General features: G+C 67.7%; 16 protein-coding genes. 13 read left to right on the forward strand and 3 right to left on the reverse strand.

Features of this window, described 5'->3' with window-relative positions; all coding sequences use genetic code 11:
- Nucleotides 1–16 precede the first annotated feature (16 nt).
- The 7 genes from cysC (at nt 17) to ACQEVY_RS10310 (ending at nt 6,706) form a co-directional block, all read left to right on the forward strand.
- Nucleotides 17–574: an adenylyl-sulfate kinase gene (gene cysC / locus ACQEVY_RS10280; protein WP_328767905.1), complete on the forward strand. Its 558-nt coding sequence runs from the start codon at nt 17–19 to the stop codon at nt 572–574.
- On the forward strand, nt 571–1,506 hold the full coding sequence (cysD, locus tag ACQEVY_RS10285; protein ID WP_432947053.1) for a sulfate adenylyltransferase subunit CysD: 936 nt from the start codon (nt 571–573) through the stop codon (nt 1,504–1,506). Before cysC ends, cysD begins: the two co-directional genes overlap by 4 nt.
- 2 nt (nt 1,507–1,508) lie before the next feature.
- Complete coding sequence (locus tag ACQEVY_RS10290) at nt 1,509–2,864, forward strand: sulfate adenylyltransferase subunit 1 (RefSeq protein ID WP_432947055.1); 1,356 nt, start codon at nt 1,509–1,511, stop codon at nt 2,862–2,864.
- A gap of 229 nt (nt 2,865–3,093) precedes the next feature.
- Nucleotides 3,094–4,203, forward strand: a complete 1,110-nt coding sequence (locus ACQEVY_RS10295) for an aliphatic sulfonate ABC transporter substrate-binding protein (protein ID WP_432947057.1) — start codon at nt 3,094–3,096, stop codon at nt 4,201–4,203.
- A 40-nt stretch (nt 4,204–4,243) separates the two neighbouring features.
- Nucleotides 4,244–5,032, forward strand: a complete 789-nt coding sequence (locus ACQEVY_RS10300) for an ABC transporter ATP-binding protein (RefSeq protein WP_432947059.1) — start codon at nt 4,244–4,246, stop codon at nt 5,030–5,032.
- The gene (locus ACQEVY_RS10305) at nt 5,019–5,948 is read left to right on the forward strand and encodes an ABC transporter permease (protein ID WP_432947061.1); all 930 of its coding nucleotides are present in this window, start codon (nt 5,019–5,021) and stop codon (nt 5,946–5,948) included. The genes ACQEVY_RS10300 and ACQEVY_RS10305 overlap by 14 nt, the downstream gene beginning before the upstream one ends.
- A 20-nt stretch (nt 5,949–5,968) precedes the next feature.
- Nucleotides 5,969–6,706, forward strand: coding sequence for a sirohydrochlorin chelatase (locus tag ACQEVY_RS10310; protein ID WP_432947063.1), 738 nt, complete (start codon nt 5,969–5,971; stop codon nt 6,704–6,706).
- A gap of 73 nt (nt 6,707–6,779) precedes the next feature.
- Here ACQEVY_RS10310 and ACQEVY_RS10315 read toward each other — a convergent pair whose 3' ends face one another.
- Complete coding sequence (locus tag ACQEVY_RS10315; protein ID WP_432955159.1) at nt 6,780–7,802, reverse strand: ketopantoate reductase family protein; 1,023 nt, start codon at nt 7,800–7,802, stop codon at nt 6,780–6,782.
- Nucleotides 7,803–8,258: 456 nt separating this feature from the next.
- Between ACQEVY_RS10315 and ACQEVY_RS10320 the strand changes: the two genes are divergently transcribed.
- From ACQEVY_RS10320 to ACQEVY_RS10345, 6 genes are all read left to right on the forward strand, one after another.
- Nucleotides 8,259–9,188, forward strand: a complete 930-nt coding sequence (locus ACQEVY_RS10320; protein ID WP_432947065.1) for a carbohydrate ABC transporter permease — start codon at nt 8,259–8,261, stop codon at nt 9,186–9,188.
- Nucleotides 9,185–10,018 carry a carbohydrate ABC transporter permease gene (locus ACQEVY_RS10325; RefSeq protein WP_432947067.1) on the forward strand — a complete coding sequence of 278 codons (834 nt, stop codon included), beginning with the start codon at nt 9,185–9,187 and terminating at the stop codon, nt 10,016–10,018. The genes ACQEVY_RS10320 and ACQEVY_RS10325 overlap by 4 nt, the downstream gene beginning before the upstream one ends.
- On the forward strand, nt 10,018–11,307 hold the full coding sequence (locus tag ACQEVY_RS10330; RefSeq protein WP_432947069.1) for an ABC transporter substrate-binding protein: 1,290 nt from the start codon (nt 10,018–10,020) through the stop codon (nt 11,305–11,307). The genes ACQEVY_RS10325 and ACQEVY_RS10330 overlap by 1 nt, the downstream gene beginning before the upstream one ends.
- Before the next feature lie 529 nt (nt 11,308–11,836).
- Nucleotides 11,837–13,360 (forward strand): B12-binding domain-containing radical SAM protein, encoded by a 1,524-nt coding sequence (locus ACQEVY_RS10335; protein ID WP_432947071.1) that lies wholly within the window; start codon nt 11,837–11,839, stop codon nt 13,358–13,360.
- A 297-nt stretch (nt 13,361–13,657) separates the two neighbouring features.
- Nucleotides 13,658–14,818: a hypothetical protein gene (locus tag ACQEVY_RS10340; RefSeq protein WP_432947073.1), complete on the forward strand. Its 1,161-nt coding sequence runs from the start codon at nt 13,658–13,660 to the stop codon at nt 14,816–14,818.
- 36 nt (nt 14,819–14,854) lie between these two features.
- Complete coding sequence (locus tag ACQEVY_RS10345) at nt 14,855–16,030, forward strand: hypothetical protein (RefSeq protein WP_432947075.1); 1,176 nt, start codon at nt 14,855–14,857, stop codon at nt 16,028–16,030.
- Nucleotides 16,031–16,112: 82 nt separating this feature from the next.
- Here the strand turns inward: ACQEVY_RS10345 and ACQEVY_RS10350 are convergent, their stop codons facing one another.
- A complete protein-coding gene (locus ACQEVY_RS10350; protein ID WP_432947077.1) occupies nt 16,113–16,655 on the reverse strand; it encodes a hypothetical protein in 543 nt (180 codons plus the stop codon).
- Nucleotides 16,652–17,842, reverse strand: a complete 1,191-nt coding sequence (locus tag ACQEVY_RS10355; protein WP_432947079.1) for a helix-turn-helix domain-containing protein — start codon at nt 17,840–17,842, stop codon at nt 16,652–16,654. The genes ACQEVY_RS10350 and ACQEVY_RS10355 overlap by 4 nt, the downstream gene beginning before the upstream one ends.
- Nucleotides 17,843–17,933 lie beyond the last annotated feature (91 nt).

Below are 17,933 nucleotides of genomic sequence, written 5' to 3' on the forward strand. Positions count from 1 at the left end.
GACTGTGCCTTCGACGATGCCGAGGAACCAGGAGAACCAAGTGACCGGAGCCACGATCTGGCTCACGGGTCTGCCGAGTGCCGGCAAGACCACGATCGCGTACGAGCTGGCCGACCGGCTGCGTGCGGAGGGCCACCGCGTCGAGGTGCTCGACGGCGACGAGATCCGTACGTTCCTGACGGCGGGCCTCGGCTTCAGCCGCGAGGACCGGCACACCAACGTGCAGCGCATCGGCTACCTCGCCGACCTGCTGTCCCGTAACGGCGTCAAGACGCTCGTCCCGGTGATCGCGCCGTACGCGGACAGCCGGGAGGCGGTGCGCAAGCGCCACATGGCCAGCGGCACCGCGTACCTCGAGGTGCATGTCGCCACTCCGGTCGAGGTGTGCTCCGAGCGCGATGTGAAGGGGCTGTACGCCAAGCAGGCGGCGGGCGAGATTTCCGGGCTCACCGGGGTCGACGACCCGTACGAGGCGCCCGAGTCGCCCGATCTGCGCATCGAGTCGCACAACCAGACCGTGCAGGAGTCGGCAGCCACGGTCCACGCGCTGCTCACCGAAAGGGGTCTCGCATGACGACCGTCGCCACTGTCCCCGAGGAGACGGACAGCCCGTACGCGCTCTCGCACCTGGACGCGCTGGAGTCGGAGGGTGTGCACATCTTCCGTGAGGTGGCGGGCGAGTTCGAGCGGCCGGTGATTCTGTTCTCCGGCGGCAAGGACTCGATTGTCATGCTGCATCTGGCGCTGAAGGCGTTCGCCCCGGCGGCGATCCCGTTCTCGCTGTTGCATGTGGACACGGGGCACAACTTCCCCGAGGTCATTGAGTACCGGGACCGGGTGGTGGCCGAGCACGGGCTGCGGCTGCATGTGGCCTCGGTGCAGGAGTACATCGACGCGGGCAAGCTGCGGGAGCGGCCGGACGGGACGCGCAATCCGCTGCAGACGGTGCCGTTGACGGAGAAGATCCAGTCCGAGCGGTTCGACGCGGTGTTCGGCGGGGGGCGCCGGGACGAGGAGAAGGCGCGGGCCAAGGAGCGGGTGTTCTCGCTGCGGGACGAATTCTCGCAGTGGGACCCGCGACGGCAGCGGCCCGAGCTGTGGAACCTGTACAACGGCCGTCATGCGCCCGGCGAGCACGTACGTGTCTTCCCGCTCAGCAACTGGACCGAGCTGGACGTCTGGCAGTACATCGCCCGCGAGAAGATCGAGCTCCCGCAGATCTACTTCGCCCACGAGCGTGAGGTCTTCCAGCGCAGCGGCATGTGGCTGACCGCCGGCGACTGGGGCGGCCCGAAGGACGACGAGACCGTCGAGAAGCGCCTCGTCCGCTACCGCACGGTGGGCGACATGTCCTGCACCGGTGCCGTCGACTCCGACGCCACCACGCTGGACGCGGTGATCGCCGAGATCGCCGCCTCCCGGCTCACCGAGCGGGGTGCGACGCGAGCGGACGACAAGTTGTCCGAGGCCGCGATGGAAGACCGTAAGCGCGAGGGGTACTTCTAGCCATGACGAGCACCACCGATTCCACCGAGCCACTGTCGGTCGAGCAGTTGTCGGCGACGACCCTGCTGCGTTTCGCGACCGCGGGGTCCGTCGACGACGGCAAGTCCACGCTCGTCGGCCGGCTGCTGCACGACTCCAAGTCGGTCCTCACCGACCAGTTGGAGGCCGTCGCGCACGCCTCGCGGAACCGCGGTCAGGACGCACCTGACCTCGCGCTGCTCACGGACGGGCTGCGGGCCGAGCGCGAGCAGGGCATCACCATCGACGTGGCGTACCGCTACTTCGCCACCGCCCGGCGCCGGTTCATCCTCGCCGACACCCCCGGCCATGTGCAGTACACCCGCAACATGGTGACGGGTGCCTCCACGGCCGAGCTGACGGTCATCCTGGTCGACGCCCGCAACGGCGTCGTAGAGCAGACCCGCCGCCACGCCGCGATCGCGGCCCTGCTGCGCGTCCCGCACGTGGTGCTGGCCGTCAACAAGATGGACCTCGTCGACTACCAGGAGACCGTCTTCGCCGCGATCGCCGAGGAGTTCACGGCGTACGCCTCCGAGCTGGGCGTCCCCGAGATCACCGCGATCCCGATCTCGGCGCTCGCCGGTGACAACGTGGTGGACCCCTCCGCCAACATGGACTGGTACGGCGGCCCGACCTTCCTTGAGCACCTGGAGACGGTCCCGGTCACCCACGACCTGGCCACCTGCCACGCGCGCCTGCCCGTGCAGTACGTCATCCGCCCGCAGACCGCCGAGCACCCCGACTACCGGGGTTACGCGGGCCAGATCGCGGCCGGTGCCTTCCGCGTCGGCGAGGACGTCACCGTGCTGCCCTCGGGTCGTACGTCGAAGATCTCCGCGATCGATCTGCTGGGCCAGCCGGTGGACGTGGCCTGGACGACGCAGTCGGTCACGGTCCTGCTCGAGGACGACATCGACATCTCGCGCGGCGACTTGATCGTGCCCAGCAAGGACGCGCCCGCGACCACGCAGGACATCGAGGCGACCGTGTGCCATGTCGCGGACGCGGCGCTGACCATCGGTCACCGTGTGCTGCTCAAGCACGGCACCCGCACGGTCAAGGCGATCGTCAAGGACATCCCCTCCCGGCTGACCCTCGACGACCTGTCCCTGCACCCGCACCCGGGGCACCTGGTCGCCAACGACATCGGCCGGGTGAAGATCCGTACCGCCGAGCCGCTGCCGGTCGACGCGTACGCCGACTCCCGGCGCACCGGCTCGTTCATCCTGATCGACCCGGCGGACGGGACGACGCTGACCGCGGGCATGGTCGGCGAGTCCTTCGCCTCGCCGGAACCGGTGAAGACCGAGGCCGACGACGACGGCTGGGACTTCTGACATGACGACTGACGGGTTCTTCTCGACGTTCGCGAAGGAGGGCGGCCGCGTAGGAAGCGGCGCTCTCGGCAGCGGACAGGGCGGGGTGGCGCGATGTGCGGTGTGACGCCCTCAGCGGTGAAGGCGTACGTGCCTTGCCGCCGCACCTCGTACCGACGAAAACCCCCTGCCGATCTCCCGGCCACGCCCTGAGAGCGTGACCCCCGGGCCGACGAGAGGAACCCCTCCCGTGCCTGCTCTCCCCTCCGCCCTCCGCCGCGGTCTCGCCGTGGTGGTGGCCGTGCCCCTGCTGGCGCTCGCCGCGCCGGCCTGCGGGTACGGCTCCCAGGCCAAGGACAACGGCACGGAGAACGTCGCCGCCCACGGCAAGAAGCTCTCCGCCGACACCGTACGGATCGGCTACTTCCCGAACCTGACCCACGCCACGGCGCTCGTCGGTGACGAGAAGGGGCTGCTCCAGAAGGAGCTGGGGGGCACGCAGGCCACGTACTCGCAGTTCAACGCGGGCCCCGCCGAGATCGAGGCGCTCAACTCCGGCTCGATCGACATCGGCTGGATCGGCCCGTCGCCCGCGATCAACGGCTACGCGACGACCGAGGGCAAGGGCCTGCGCATCATCGGCGGTTCGGCGTCCGGCGGTGTGAAGCTCGTGGTGAACCCGGAGAAGATCAAGTCCCTGAAGGACGTCAAGGGCAAGAAGATCGCGACTCCGCAGCTCGGCAACACCCAGGACGTGGCGTTCCTGAACTGGGTGTCGGAGCAGGGCTGGAAGGTCGACGCGGAGAGCGGCAAGGGCGATGTGTCCGTGGTGCGTACGGACAACAAGATCACCCCTGACGCCTACAAGTCGGGCTCCGTGGACGGTGCGTGGGTGCCGGAGCCGACCGCGTCCAAGCTGGTCGCCGAGGGCGGCAAGGTGCTGCTCGACGAGGCCGATCTGTGGCCGGACAAGAAGTTCGTGATCACGAACATCATCGTGTCGCAGAAGTTCCTCAAGGAGCACCCGGACGTCGTCGAGGCCGTGCTGCGCGGCTCGGTGAAGACCAACGCGTGGATGAACGCCCACCCGGAGGAGGCGAAGGCCGCGGCCAACGCCAAGCTCCAGGAGCTGACCTCGAAGCCGCTGCCCGCCGATGTGCTCGATCCGGCCTGGAAGTCGATCCGGTTCACCGACGATCCGCTGGCCGCCACCCTCGGTGCCGAGGCGCGGCACGCGGTCGACGCGGGTCTGCTCGAGAAGCCCGACCTCAAGGGCATCTACGACCTCGCACCACTGAACAAGGTCCTCAAGGCCGAGGGCGAGCCCGAAGTCGACGACGCCGATCTCGGCGTCAAGTAAGCCCGAATCCATCCCGTTGAGTTCCCAGGAGGTGACGACCATGGCAACCGCCCTCGCCAAGGCCGCCGACGCCGGTACGTCGGTGGCGCACGCCGCGCGCATCGAGCATGTCTCGAAGTCCTTCGCCGGCCCGGCCGGACAGCAGCTCGTCCTTGACGACATCACGCTCGATGTCGCACCCGGCGAGTTCGTCACCCTCCTGGGAGCCTCCGGGTGCGGTAAGTCGACGCTGCTGAACCTGGTGGCGGGCCTGGACAAGCCGACCGCCGGCGGCATCACCACGGACGGGCGTCCGGCGCTGATGTTCCAGGAGCACGCCCTCTTCCCGTGGCTGACCGCGGGCAAGAACATCGAACTCGCCCTGAAGCTGAGGGGCATCGCGAAGTCCGAGCGGCGCGACAAGGCCGAGGAACTGCTGGAGCTGGTGCGTCTGAAGGGCGCGTACGGCAAGCGGGTGCACGAGCTGTCGGGCGGTATGCGGCAGCGGGTCGCGCTGGCCCGCGCGCTGGCACAGGACAGCAAGCTGCTGCTGATGGACGAGCCGTTCGCGGCGCTCGACGCGATCACGCGGGACGTGCTGCACGACGAGCTGACCCGCATCTGGCGCGAGACGAACCTGTCGGTGCTGTTCGTGACGCACAACGTGCGCGAGGCGGTGCGGCTCGCCGAGCGCGTGGTGCTGCTGTCCTCGCGCCCCGGCCGTATCGCACGGGAGTGGACGGTCGACATTCCGCAGCCGCGCCGTATCGAGGACGCCGCGGTGGCAGAGCTGTCCCTCGAGATCACCGATCAACTGCGTGGGGAGATCCGCCGTCATGGCCAGCACTGAGGCGACGGACGCCAAGACCGGCACCGGTGCCGGCACCGGGAGCAAGGCCGCCGCGGACGGCAACGATCTCGCTGGACTCGAAGCGGGCCTGGACGCCCTGGAGACGGTCCAGACCGGACGTACGCCCTTCCGGAAGACCCTCGTCGACAAGATCCTGCCGCCGGTTGTCGCCGTACTCCTGGTCCTGGTGGTCTGGCAGATCCTGGTGTGGGCGGCGGTCGTCCCCGCTTACAAGCTGCCCGCGCCGTCCGAGGTCTGGAGCGAGGTCCGGGACGCCTGGCTGCAGGGCACGCTCCACGAGTACATCTGGACGAGCGTCTCGCGCGGACTGCTGGGCTTCCTGATGGCGCTGGCGATCGGTACGCCGCTGGGTCTGCTGGTGGCGCGCGTGAAATTCGTCCGGGCGGCGATCGGCCCGATCCTGTCCGGCCTCCAGTCGCTGCCGTCGGTGGCCTGGGTGCCGCCCGCCGTGCTGTGGCTGGGCCTGAACGACCAGATGATGTACGCGGTGATCCTGCTGGGCGCGGTGCCCTCCATCGCCAACGGCCTGGTGTCGGGCATCGACCAGGTGCCACCGCTGTTCCTGCGGGCGGGCCGTACGCTCGGGGCGACGGGCCTGCGCGGCACCTGGCACATCGTGATGCCCGCCGCGCTGCCCGGTTATCTGGCCGGTCTGAAGCAGGGCTGGGCGTTCTCGTGGCGCTCGCTGATGGCCGCGGAGATCATCGCGTCCTCGCCGGAACTGGGCGTCGGTCTCGGCCAGTTGCTGGAGAACGGCCGTACCGCGAACAGCATGTCCATGGTGTTCTTCGCCATCCTCCTGATCCTGATCGTCGGTATCGCCATCGACCTGCTGATCTTCAGTCCGCTGGAGCGGTCGGTGCTGCGCAGCCGCGGTCTCCTCCCGAACCGCTGACCCGGAGAGTGTCACGTCCCATGCGCCGACCGGTCCTTCTCGTCATCGCCCACGGCAGCCGCGACCCGCGCCATGCCGCGACGGTGCACGCCCTGGTGCGCCGGGTGCGCGCCATGCGTCCGGGCCTGCGCGTGGAGACCGGCTTCCTGGACTTCAACGTCCCCTCCGTCCCGGCGGTCTTGGAGTCGCTGGCGGCAGAGGGAGTACGGGACGTGGTGGCACTCCCCCTGCTCCTGAACCGGGCCTTCCACGCGAAGGCCGACATCCCGGCGGTGCTGCGGGAGGCACCGTCGCGGCTACGGATCCGGCAGGCCGAGGTGCTCGGCCCGTCGCCGCTGCTGACGGCCGCGCTCGAACGGCGGCTGTACGAGGCCGGTTTGAGCCCGGCCGACAAGTCCTCGACCGGGGTCGTGCTGGCCTCGGCGGGGTCCACCGACCCGGAGGCGATCGCAGTGATCGCAGAAATCGCGCGGGAGTGGCGGCACACCGGTTGGTGCGCCGTGCGACCTGCGTTCGCCTCCGCATCCCTCCCCCGCACGGAGGACGCGGTACGCGAGCTGCGAGCGCTGGGCTGTGCCCGCGTGGCGGTCGCCCCGTACGTCCTCGCTCCCGGCTTCCTGCCGGACCGGATCGCGCGGGGTGCGGTCGAGGCGGACGTACTGGCGGATGTGCTGGGGCCGGCGCCGGAGGTGGCTCGGGTGCTGCTGGAGAGGTACGACGGGGCGCGGGTGCCGGTGATGGCGGCGCTGGGGGCTTGAGCAGCCGCAGACGCCTGCACCTTCTTCCCTGGACGACTCGCGGCTGCTTGCCTGCCCGAGCAAACGCGGGCGCTCAGTCCTCTTTCGCCGACGCGACCGCCTCGTCGGCCAGCCGCACCAGCTCGGACACCGGCATCGACCCCGCCGCCTGACGCTCGCGCGCGAAGTCGTTCGCGAGCCGTTGCAGCAGGTCGTTGAGCGGGGTCGGTACGCCGTGCAGGCGGCCCAGAAGGGTGATCTCGCCGTTGAGGTAGTCGGCCTCGATCGTGCCGGTGCCACGGTGGAGCGACTGCCAGGAGGAGCCGGCACCACGCTCGGAGCCGTCGAAGGGCTCGAACCGCATCTTGTCGGCGCGGGCCTGCTTCTGCTCCTCGTCACCGGCGTACGCGATGCCCGCCGCGGCGAGCACGGCCTCACCCTCGGCGCGAACGCGGTCGTAGAGCGCGATGCCCTCCTCGCTGGTGAGCACGCCGCTGACCGCCTCGATCGCGTTCGCGAGGTTGCCGAGGAGCTTGGCGTACTGCCAGCGCGTCACATCGGGTACGACCGGTGCCTCGAACCGGGACTTCTCGAGATCGGCCGCTATCCGACGGGCCGTCTCGTCCATGCCGGACGGGTAGCGGCCGAGGTGCAGAATGCCGGTCAGCGGCGTACCGGCGGCGGACACAACGCCCGGCTCGACAAAGGCCGCGGGCAGCCAGGCACACATGCCGTACACGCGCCGGAAGCGGCGCAGCGCGAGCCGCTGGCTCTCCACGCCGTTCTGCGCGCAGACCAGGGGCAGCCGCTCCCCCGCCGTCCCCCCGCCCGCCACCGTGACCGGAGCCCAACTCTCCAGGGCCGCCGCGCTGTCCTGCGTCTTGACGGCGAGTACGAGCACGTCATCCGCCCGCAACTCCCCCAGGGCGTACGGCCCGTCGACCGTGGTCAACCGCTGCACGTGCGGCCCATCGGGCACCACCAGCCGCAACCCACGCTCACGCAACGCCTCGTACTGAGCACCCCGCGCAACCAACACGACCTCGCACCCGGCCCCGGCAAGGCGCCCACCGATCGCCCCGCCCACCGCCCCCGCTCCGATGATGATGTATCGCATGGGTGAGAGCCTGCCACAGCCGTGTGTAGCCGCCATCAAGATTCCGCACACAGCAACGTGGCCTGAATGCACACACCCCGGCCACGTACCGAACAGGACGGGGCCGTCCAGGCCGACGTGGACGTTGCGCGGCAGCGCGTCGCCGTGGATCGGGCCCGGCGCGAGCAGCTCCGCGCCGCCCTGCCCGAGTCCCGCCCCCGCGAGGACGTCCCGCGCCCGTGCCTCGTCCATCACTCGCCTTCCTCGGCTGCTCAGTCCGGCATCAGACACGTACGCGGCGTGTGCTCGCGTACGACGTCGAGATCGCGCCATACGCCGCCCACTGTCACATTCGCCCAGGTGGGAGCCCTGGCCAGGGCCTGCGCACTGCCTTGACGGCACGTCAGTCCGCCAGCACGATGACCAGGGCCGCCGGGGCGGCCGGACCCCCACGAGCCGCCCGAAGGAGCCGATTCCGTGACATTGGGGAGCGCGACGAAGCGGGCAGCGAAACCCCGCCTGCCGCAACAGGGCCGGCCCGTCGACCACGGCGCCTGGTTCCTGGTGCTGCCCGCGCTGATTCCGATCCTGATCCTCAGCGTCGGACCGTTGCTGTACGGGATCGCGCTGGCCTTCACCGACTCGCAGTCCGGCCGGACCGAGCCCACGCAGTGGATCGGGATGCTCAACTTCCAGGATCTGCTGCACGACACGCTGTTCTGGGACTCGTTCCGGATCGGTCTGCTGTGGGCGGTCGGGGTCACCGTCCCGCAGTTCCTGCTCGCGCTCGGCCTCGCGCTTCTGCTCAACCAGGACCTGAGACTGCGCTGGCTGGCGCGCGCCCTCGCGATCATCCCGTGGGCGATGCCCGAGGTGGTCGTGGGCATCATGTGGCGGCTCGTCTACAACGCGGACGCGGGCATCCTCAACGAGACCATCCGCAACCTGGGTCTGGGCGATGGGCGTGACTGGCTGTCGGGTCTCGCCACCGCCCTGCCCGCCGTGATCGTCGTCGGCGTCTGGGCGGGCATGCCCCAGACGACGGTCGCTCTGCTCGCCGGCCTGCAGAACACCCCGCGCGAACTCCACGAGGCGGCCGCGATGGACGGCGCGGGCGCCTGGCGCCGCTTCCGCACGGTCACCTGGCCCGCCCTCAGACCGGTCGCCCTCGCCATCACCGCGCTCAACTTCATCTGGAACTTCAATTCATTCGCCCTGGTGTACGTCCTGACCAGCGGCGGCCCGGGCGGACGCACCCGGCTGCCGATGCTGTTCGCGTACGAAGAGGCCTTCCGCTACGGCCAGTTCGGCTACGCAGCGGCGATGGGCTGCGTGCTGGTCGCGGTGATCTCGGTGATCCTCGCCGTCTTTCTCGTCGGCCGCCTGAAAGGAGGTGCGGACGCGTGAAGACCGGCAAAGGCGCCCGTGCGGGCCAGTACCTCGCCCTCCTCGCGTATCTCGTCTTCCTAGCCTTCCCCTTCCTCTGGCTGATCTCCACCGCTTTCAAGCCGGCGCGCGAACTGGGGAGCCTGCACCCCACCTGGATCCCGAAGGACCCCACACTCGCCAACTTCCGGCAGGCCTTCGAGGAGCAGCCGCTGCTGGACGCCGCGCTCAACTCCCTGGTCGCGGCCGTAGGCGCGGCGCTGATCGCCGTACTGATCGCGACCCCGATGGCGTACGTCATGGCCCGGCACCGCACACGGCTGGCGAAGGCCGCGACCGGCTGGGTCGTGGTCAGCCAGGCGTTCCCGTTCGTCCTGCTGATCATCCCGCTGTTCCTGGTCCTGAAGAACCTGCGGCTGATCAACTCCGTACCGGGTCTGATCATGGTGTACGTGGTCTGGGCGCTGCCGTTCGCGCTGTGGATGCTCGTCGGATACGTACGGGCCGTGCCGGCCGAGCTGGAGGAGGCCGCGGCGGTGGACGGCGCGGGGAAGGCACGCACCCTGGTCTCGATCACCGCGCCGCTGCTCGCGCCGGGCATCGTGGCCACGGCGCTGTTCGCGTTCATCAGCGCATGGAACGAGTTCTTCTTCGCGCTGGTCCTTCTCAAGACCCCGGAGAAACAGACCCTGCCGGTCGTCCTCACGCACTTCCTCGGCGCGGAGGGCGTGGCGGACCTCGGACCACTGGCGGCAGCCGCGTTCCTCGCGACCCTGCCGTCACTGGTCGTCTTCGCGATCATCCAGAAGCGGATCACGGGCGGCATGCTCGCAGGGGCGGTGAAGAGCTGATGCGCAGGAGACTGCTCGTGGTACTGGCGGTGGTGCTGGGCCTGGTGATCAGCGGCTGCACCAGCGACGACAGCGGCTCGGAGGACGGCCGCATCACCCTCCGCTTCCAGTCCCTCGCCTGGCAGCAGGAATCCGTCGACGCCAACAAGGAGCTCGTGAAGGAGTGGAACGCCACCCATCCGGGCGTCAAGGTCGAGTATGTACAGGGGACTTGGGAGAGCGTCCACGACCAGCTGCTCACCTCTTTCGAGGGCGGCGAGGCGCCGGACATCATCCATGACGCCTCGGACGACCTCGCGGACTTCGCGTACGGCGGGTATCTCGCCGATCTGACCGACCTCCTCCCCGAGCGACTCAAGTCCGATATTCCGGAGCGCAGTTGGGAGACGGCGACGTTCGGGGAGGGGATCTATGGGGTGCCGTTCCTCCAGGAGCCGCGAGTCCTGATCGCCAACGCCAAATGGCTCAAGGAGTCCGGCGTACGCATCCCCACGCCCGAAAAGCCTTGGAGCTGGGGCGAGTTCAGGGAGATCACCGACGAACTGAGCAACGGGGACGGCAAGTACGGCGTGGCCTGGCCGCTCAAGGAGCCCGTCTCGGCCACGCTCAACCTGTCACTGTCGACCGGTGGGCAGCTGTTCCACCGAGGCACGGACGGCAAGGTGAAGATTCGCTTCGACGAGGCCGACGAGGTGGTGCCAGAAACCATCCACGACCAGGTCAACACCGATGGCAGCGCGCCCAGTTCGACACTCGGCAGCAGCGGCTCCGACACACTCCCCGGCTTCTTCGGCGGCAGATACGCGATGGTGCCGCTCGGCTTCTCGTACCGGCAGCAGATCGTGCAGCAGGCACCCAAGGGCTTCGACTGGCAGGTGCTGCCCGCACCGGCCGGCGCCGACGGGCTCGCCCAGGGAGTGAGTCCGCAGACGCTGTCCATCGCGGAGGACAGCCCGCACAAGGAGCAGGCCGCAGAGTTCATCGACTTCCTGCTGCGGCCCGAGAACATGGTCCGGCTCGCGCTCGGCGACTGGATGCTGCCCACGGGCACCGAGGCACTCAAGGACCCGGCGCTGCACACGACCGAGCACGACTGGGCCACCGGAACGGCCCTCGCCGACCACCTCCGCTCGGCCCCGGCGCAGTCCGTACGCGGCTATCCCGAGTGGAAGGACAAGATCGCGACACCTGCGTTCCAGGAGTACTACAGCGGGGCGATCGACCTGGACGAGTTGCGCGGGCGCCTGGTGGAGGACGGGAACCTGGTACTCAAGCGCTATCAGAGGTGACGGAAGGCGACGGTCATCGATCCGATCGGCGGTCACGGTGTCTCTGGTGTGCGTCGTGATTTTCGGACTGGCCGGAATTGGAGGAGCAGACAGGGCGTCAGGACGCGCCTCGACAGCCGCACGAACCGGGGAGACACCGGATTCGTACTACGGTTTGGGGGGGGCAAGCTCGTGTGCGTCAAGCCGCTGGACGAGGAGGTCGCCGTCTTCAACGCCACCCTCGACAGCAAGGAGCCTCTGCTCACGTTCGGCCCTTCTGGGGACCGGGTGTGGTTCTGAGATCCGCGGCGGACTGAATCTCTCTCGGCACGGCTCGAGGACGTGGTCGCGACCGAGACCAGGAAGGGCCGTTGCGGCTGACGTCTGCCCGGCGGAGGGCGATGTGCGTCCTGCACTTGGAGATGTCACTGTCACCCAGCCGGAGCGCCCGGCGTGCGCCCGGCGGGCCTCTACACCACCTTGACCGGGCTTATGGCCTGCCGCATGCTCATAACATCCGTAGCACGGTGCGCTGTTGAAGGCGGGGGCCATGGAGAGCAGCGATGTCCGGCACGCACTTCTGGTCGCACCTTCCTATGATCACAACGAATACCGCGGGGCGGAGAGCCTGGGAATCCGCTCCGTGGCGGCGGCCCTCCTCCGAGAGGGGGCGCAGGTTTCGGTGGTCGACGAATGTCCGGCCAAGCCCTCCACGGAGATCCTTGATCTGGCCCGTCAGGCCTCGTTGATCGGGATCGGGGTGCTGTTCACCAGGCAAATTCCGGACGCCCTGGCCCTGGCCCGAAAGTTCCGGTCGGCGGCACCTCAGGCCCATATCACGATCGGCGGGCAAGGCACGTTCTCGCTCTGGGCCCGCATGCTCGAAGAATGTGACGCTCTGGATTCCGCCTGCCTCAATGAGGCCGAGGAGTCCGTCGCCGAGTTATGGCGCCATGTCACCAGGGGCAAAGGCCTGAAGGGCGTCCGAGGGACTTACGTCAGGCTGGACGAGGGGCTGGTGTTCACCGGCCCCAGGCCCCCGACGGAGGATCTCGATGGGCTGCCTCTTCCGTTCCGGGGAGGCCGCGAGGCAGCGTACGCCGACAGCCACGTGACGATGTGCACCAGCCGGGGTTGTGCGGCCCACTGCTCGTTCTGCCAGTCGGGAAACTACGCGAACCGCCACCCCGGGGCACCACGCTGGCGGTACCGGTCGGCGGAGCATGTGGTAGCCGAGATCAAGCATCTTCAGCAGACTTACGGCGCCCGCATGTTCAGCTTCGTCGACGACGACTTCCTGGGCGGCGACAGCCGCGGGGTCCAGCGGGCCCATGAGATCGCCGGCCTGATCAGGAAGCATGAGCTGGACATCAAGTTCGCCATCGAGTGCCGCATCAGCGAGCTGGAAGAAACAGTGCTGATGACGCTGCGGGAGGTCGGGCTGCGCCATGTTCTGATCGGTGTCGAGTCGGCGAACGACAAGGACATACGGCTGTACGCGAAGCGCACCACCCCTCAGCAGGCGGCCGACGCCATCGCCCTGCTCAGGAAGGCCGACATCGAATTCTCGGTAGGCTTCATCATGTTCCAGCCGTTGTCCGGCCTTGACGGCATCCGCACGAATATCGACTTCCTCCTCGAAAACAACGTGGGCAGCTACCGGAGGGTCGTGAACCGGCTGGAGGTCTACCCCGGTTCACCCCTTCTCGGCTACTTCAGGCGAAAGCAGGTCGACTTCCGTGAAGACGCCTACCGCATGTACTACGATTTCGCGGATCCTCAGGTAGCCGCCCTCTACGACGCGTTCGTCAGGGTACTCAGGCCGTTCGAGGAGCTGGAGACTCTCGCAGCCAAGGCTCTGTTCCGACTGCGCGCTCAGGAAGGACCGGCCGAGATGCGTGCCCCCCGTCACGCCACGGAGGTGGCTGACGACGTCACGCGCGCCCTGCTGGAGACCGCCCTTCACTGCCTCGAGGCTGTCGAGGACGGACGGATTCAGGCCTGCGAAACCGAGATAGCAGCCCACACCAATAGTCGTCTGACCGAATTGCGAAAAGCCGTTGCGTCACTGTGAAAACCAGGTGAACAACCACGGGAGGTGGATTCCATGTGGGTACACGGCAACGGCGGCGGTGACGACCCGGGCGGAAAATCGCCAGAGAATCCCGATGACTGATTTCCGGTGGCCACGAAAACCATAAACATCCCGGAGGGAAGGGAGGTGGGTCACATGTGGGTGAACGGCAATGGCGGCGGCGGCTGACGGCCGAATTGAGCGACGGTCTGACGGAGCTCCGATAAGCTACGATAGGAGCCCCGTCAGACCGGGGCGGTTACGGATGCCGAAACAAGGCGAGGGGGCCTTTCAGTCATGGAATTTTCCGAATATTTGTTCGGGGGAATTTATCTCAGTGCCTGTCGTTTCGCAAACATTGAACGCTTTGCTTCCTATGTGACTGACTTTATGGGCTCCGACGCTCGCGCCGACTCCGCGTCGGAGGCCGCGCGCATCCTCCAGGAAGCCGCCGGGCGTCTCGACTCGGCAGCCGAATCAGTCCTTTCCACCGAGGAGGACGCCGAGCGCAGACTCATCGCCCGCGACCTCCGGCTCGTGGCCGAGTCGGAACTCGAACGAGTCGACGACTTCGCCTCGGTGGAAGAGCGGCTGGATCACTTCGGGCCGCAGGTCCAGTCCGTCCTGGTGGACCTCGGGCTGGACGTGAGGGACGCGCCCCTGCGCATCGTTGACGTGTTTCCCGAGCCGTTCCACCGCTTCGGCTGGTCGGCCTTCGCGCCGGACCTCGAAGACGAAGAGAATTTCGACATCCCTCGCGGAGTGTACTTCCGCCGGGACAAACTGCGTCCCTTCTACAGTGAGGCGCTCTTCGCGCACGAAGTGGTCCACACGGTCACCGGCCGTATCGACCCCGATATCTTCGCCATGGGACTGGAGGAGGGAATCGCCGAGATTCTCGGCACCTGCTACGCGGGCTCCTCCATTCTTTCTGAAGAAGTGCTCGGAAACATTCTCGTCCACGGCCGGCACGGCGTGGAAAGGCCGAAATTGTGGTCGGTGTATCTGAACCACACGCGGCAGGCCAGTCTGCTCTACGACCGCTTCGGGCTCGAAGGTCTCGCCGAACTGATCAGGCGTGGCCGAAAAGCCATTCACGACGCGGAGCATGCCGTGCTGACCGGGCAGGTGGAACAGCTTGACCTCCCCAGGGGAAAAACCGATCCCAAGACGTCCAGAGTTCTTGATTTCGCGTGCCGGGGATATCTGTCCACGCATGTCTTCTCACCACTCGAATGTCTGTTGCTGCTCAGCGTCCGCAAGGGGCTGACAGTGGAGCGGATCTGCGCGGACGCCGGAGTGGACCTGACGGTGGGGGCGCCCCTGCTGGAACGGCTCGGCGCGGAATCGGCCCTGTTCGTCCAGGACGGAGACCGGATCGCGTACTCCAACATGGAGCGCTATCTGCACGCGGAGGAAGAATCTGTCGCGGCGATCATCCGCTACCTGCCGCGCTGACGTCCCGCACGTCGACGAAGGACGAAGGGGGAGATCGTGGGGTCACCTACCGGGCCGCCGGGTTCCCGTCGCACTCTCGGTGGTGCGCTGACGGATCTGTACCGCAGCCGTGGGCTGCTCCTCGGTCTCCTCGCGGTGGCCGTGGGCATCATTCTCATGATCACCGTGCCGCAGGAAACTGTCTACATAGTCCGTGACGCGGATGGCCAGTACGTCATCAACAAAGGCGCCGAGAACCTTCAGAGTCGCCTACATCTGTTCGACATCGGTAACGCCATCTTCCAGACCGGCCTGGTCATCGTGCTCTTCCAGGTACTGCTCAACCAGATCGCGGACGACCGCTTCGTCGAGCAGGTCAAGAGCGTCATGGACGCTGAGCGGGAAATGGTCCGCGAAGCGGTGGTCCGGTCCATGGCGGTCGGCAGGCACATAAACTCGCTGGAGCTGTCGCCTGCCGAACTGGATCGGGTCATCGAGAGCGCTGTGCGACTCCGCTCGGGCAGCTCGGAACTCGGCTCCGTGGTGGCCCGCAAATTACGCCTGGGAGTCTTCGACTCGGAGGAGATCTGGCACAACCTCGTGGTCCGCGCCGAAATCCTGGAGATCGAGCGCGCGGCACCAGGGGGCAGGGACCACGACTACTACGTCGTCTATTTCCAATTCGGCTACCACACCAACAACACACGCCGCACACGGTTCGCCTTCAAAGTGGCGACCTGGGGGGAGGAGTACGACAGAACGCTCCGTGCCCAGGATCTGGGCGGGGTCTGGCGGCTCCCCTCCTCGGGCGAGTTCGACGCGGACTGGACCGACGGTTTCTCGCTCACTTCCGTGTCGTTCGCGGGCCGTTCAGTGCCGGTCGGGGTGAACGAGGCCGAGCGTGAGTTCTTCGTCCATGTCCCGGTCGACGAGTTCGAGGACGCTGAGAGCATCAGGGTCCAGTACTCCTTCGTGGCCAAGGTGCGGGCGGACGGCAATCTGCTCAGCTTCGAGGTACCGAGACCGACCTTCGGCGCGAACTACTCGGTGAGCGTGGGGGTGAACGACATCGACAGCATCAGAGCCCTCGACTACTTCGGAGCCACCCGGCCGGCCTCCGTCGACTACAGCCCGGGGCTCACGGTGACGCGTGTCGTCAGCGTCAGCATCGACGACTGGATCCTGCCCAAGGCAGGCATGGTGCTGGTGTGGAAACGAGGTGCTGCCTCCTGATCTACCTGATCAGGAGAAAGTCTTCCGCGATGCCCCAGGTGCCCCAGGTGCCCCAGGTGCCCCAGGAGTTGGCGTTCTCTGCCTACCGCAGCAAATCATCAGGGCAGTCGGAAACCCGATGCAGACGACGCCCGGCGGCCACCATCCGGCCGAGCAGTTCATGGCCGGCCACGGCAGTCACCAGCCCCTCTACGACAGCTTCGTTCATGAGGTCGAAGGTCTCCTTCGTGGTGATGCCCCGCCGTCGCGTGAAGGCGGCCGCCGACCGGTCGTCCGTGATCCACACCGAATCGCGGAACTCAGGGCGCTTGATGATCAGTGCGCAGGTCTCGGCCTCGCCGAGGTGTTTGGTCGGCACCGACGCCACACCGCCGAAGACCGCTCGGCGTAGACGGTCGACCTCGGCGATCTCGTCGAGGTCCGTGATGGTGATCGGCTCGCCGAGCATGCCGACCGCCACGATGTCCCGTAACCGGGGAAGGTAGGCGGCTGACTGCTGTGCTTCGTGAGCCACGGCCTCGGTCCAGCGGCCGCGGCCGTCGAGCAGTTTCTCCAGCAGGGGCAGGCGGTCGACGGCCGCGAAATTGCACAGCACCGTGTTGTCCGGGAACCAGCAGACTTTCATGGCTGGAAGACCAGGTCCCCTTCTTCCGCTTCGCCGGGGACCGGTTCAGGTGTGTCGGGCTCGGCCGGGTCGAGAAGGTCGTGGAGTTGGTCCACGTCCATCCCCAGGAGCGCGGCGAGGGGGCGGAGAGTGGTCTCGCCGTCGGCGTAGGCCTGGTAGAGGGATGCCACGAGGCGTACGGGGTATCGCTCGGCCGCCGCCCAGGCGAGCTGCCTCTGGAAGGCGTCCGTCGCACCCGCCAGCAGGTGGCAGGTCTCCGTCGTCAGACCACGGAAGTGCGGGGCCGACTGTGCGTCGATCAGGCGGAGTTGGCTCAACCGTGCGGCCAGCGCGCTGGGCGAGACCTTGAACGCCACGACCAGCTTGGCGAAGGCCTCGTCGGTGAGCTTGCTGTGCCGGTCGGCCACCTGCCGGAACCGGTGTCGGACTTCTGGCTCGGGCATCAGCAGGTTCGAGGCGAAGACATTGGCTCGTACCTCCGTCAGGTCCTTCTGCCGGCCGGGTGCCACATGTGACTCGACGACGAGGTCCTGGGCGTCGCGGGCCAGGATGTGGCCGAGTTCGTGAGCCAGCGTGAACCTCTGCCGGGTCCAGGACTCCGTGGGTCCGACAAGGATGAGCCGGAAGGCATCCGTCTGCCAGGTGAGCCCGTCCACTCCGTCGGGCAGTCGTGTCACCGCGACGTCCACGCCGAACAGTTGGGCGCATTCCGTGATCAGCGCGTCGGTCTCGAGTTCGGCCACGGTACGGGACTTGCCCGCCGCCGTCAGAACACCGACGGCATCCTGAGCGAGCTGTGTTCCCTGGTCCACAAAGCGTTTGAGATCGGAGCGCGGGGAGGGCAGTTGCGGCAGCTTCGGCGGTCTCCCCAACAGCTCCAGTACCTCGTACGCCGCGGTGAAGCGGTCTGCGGCATCACTCACCCTGTCCCGCCGGGGAGCCGACCCGGCGGTGGTACGCGCCGCGAACGACGGGCGCAGCGGCTCGCGCCCCGTGAGCAGCCAGTCCACCGTCCTGCCGCCGGCCTCGGCGATCAGCGCCAGATCGAGCGAGCTGAATCGACGCACCCCAGCAAGGGACTTCGACAACTTGTCGGGCGTGAGCCCCACCTTCTCGGCGAACGCGGCCTGGCTGATGGAGGCTGCTTCCATGACCCTGCGCACACGGTCGATCACAGTCTCGTTCATGCATCCACCGTAAACCATGTCTTGCGAAAATCGCAACGCGCCGACCAGGGCGGCTTCCGTACACAGCAACGTGGCCGGGATGCGCGATGCG

The sequence above is a fragment of the Streptomyces sp. CA-288835 genome (assembly GCF_050936385.1).
Classification (GTDB): domain Bacteria; phylum Actinomycetota; class Actinomycetes; order Streptomycetales; family Streptomycetaceae; genus Streptomyces.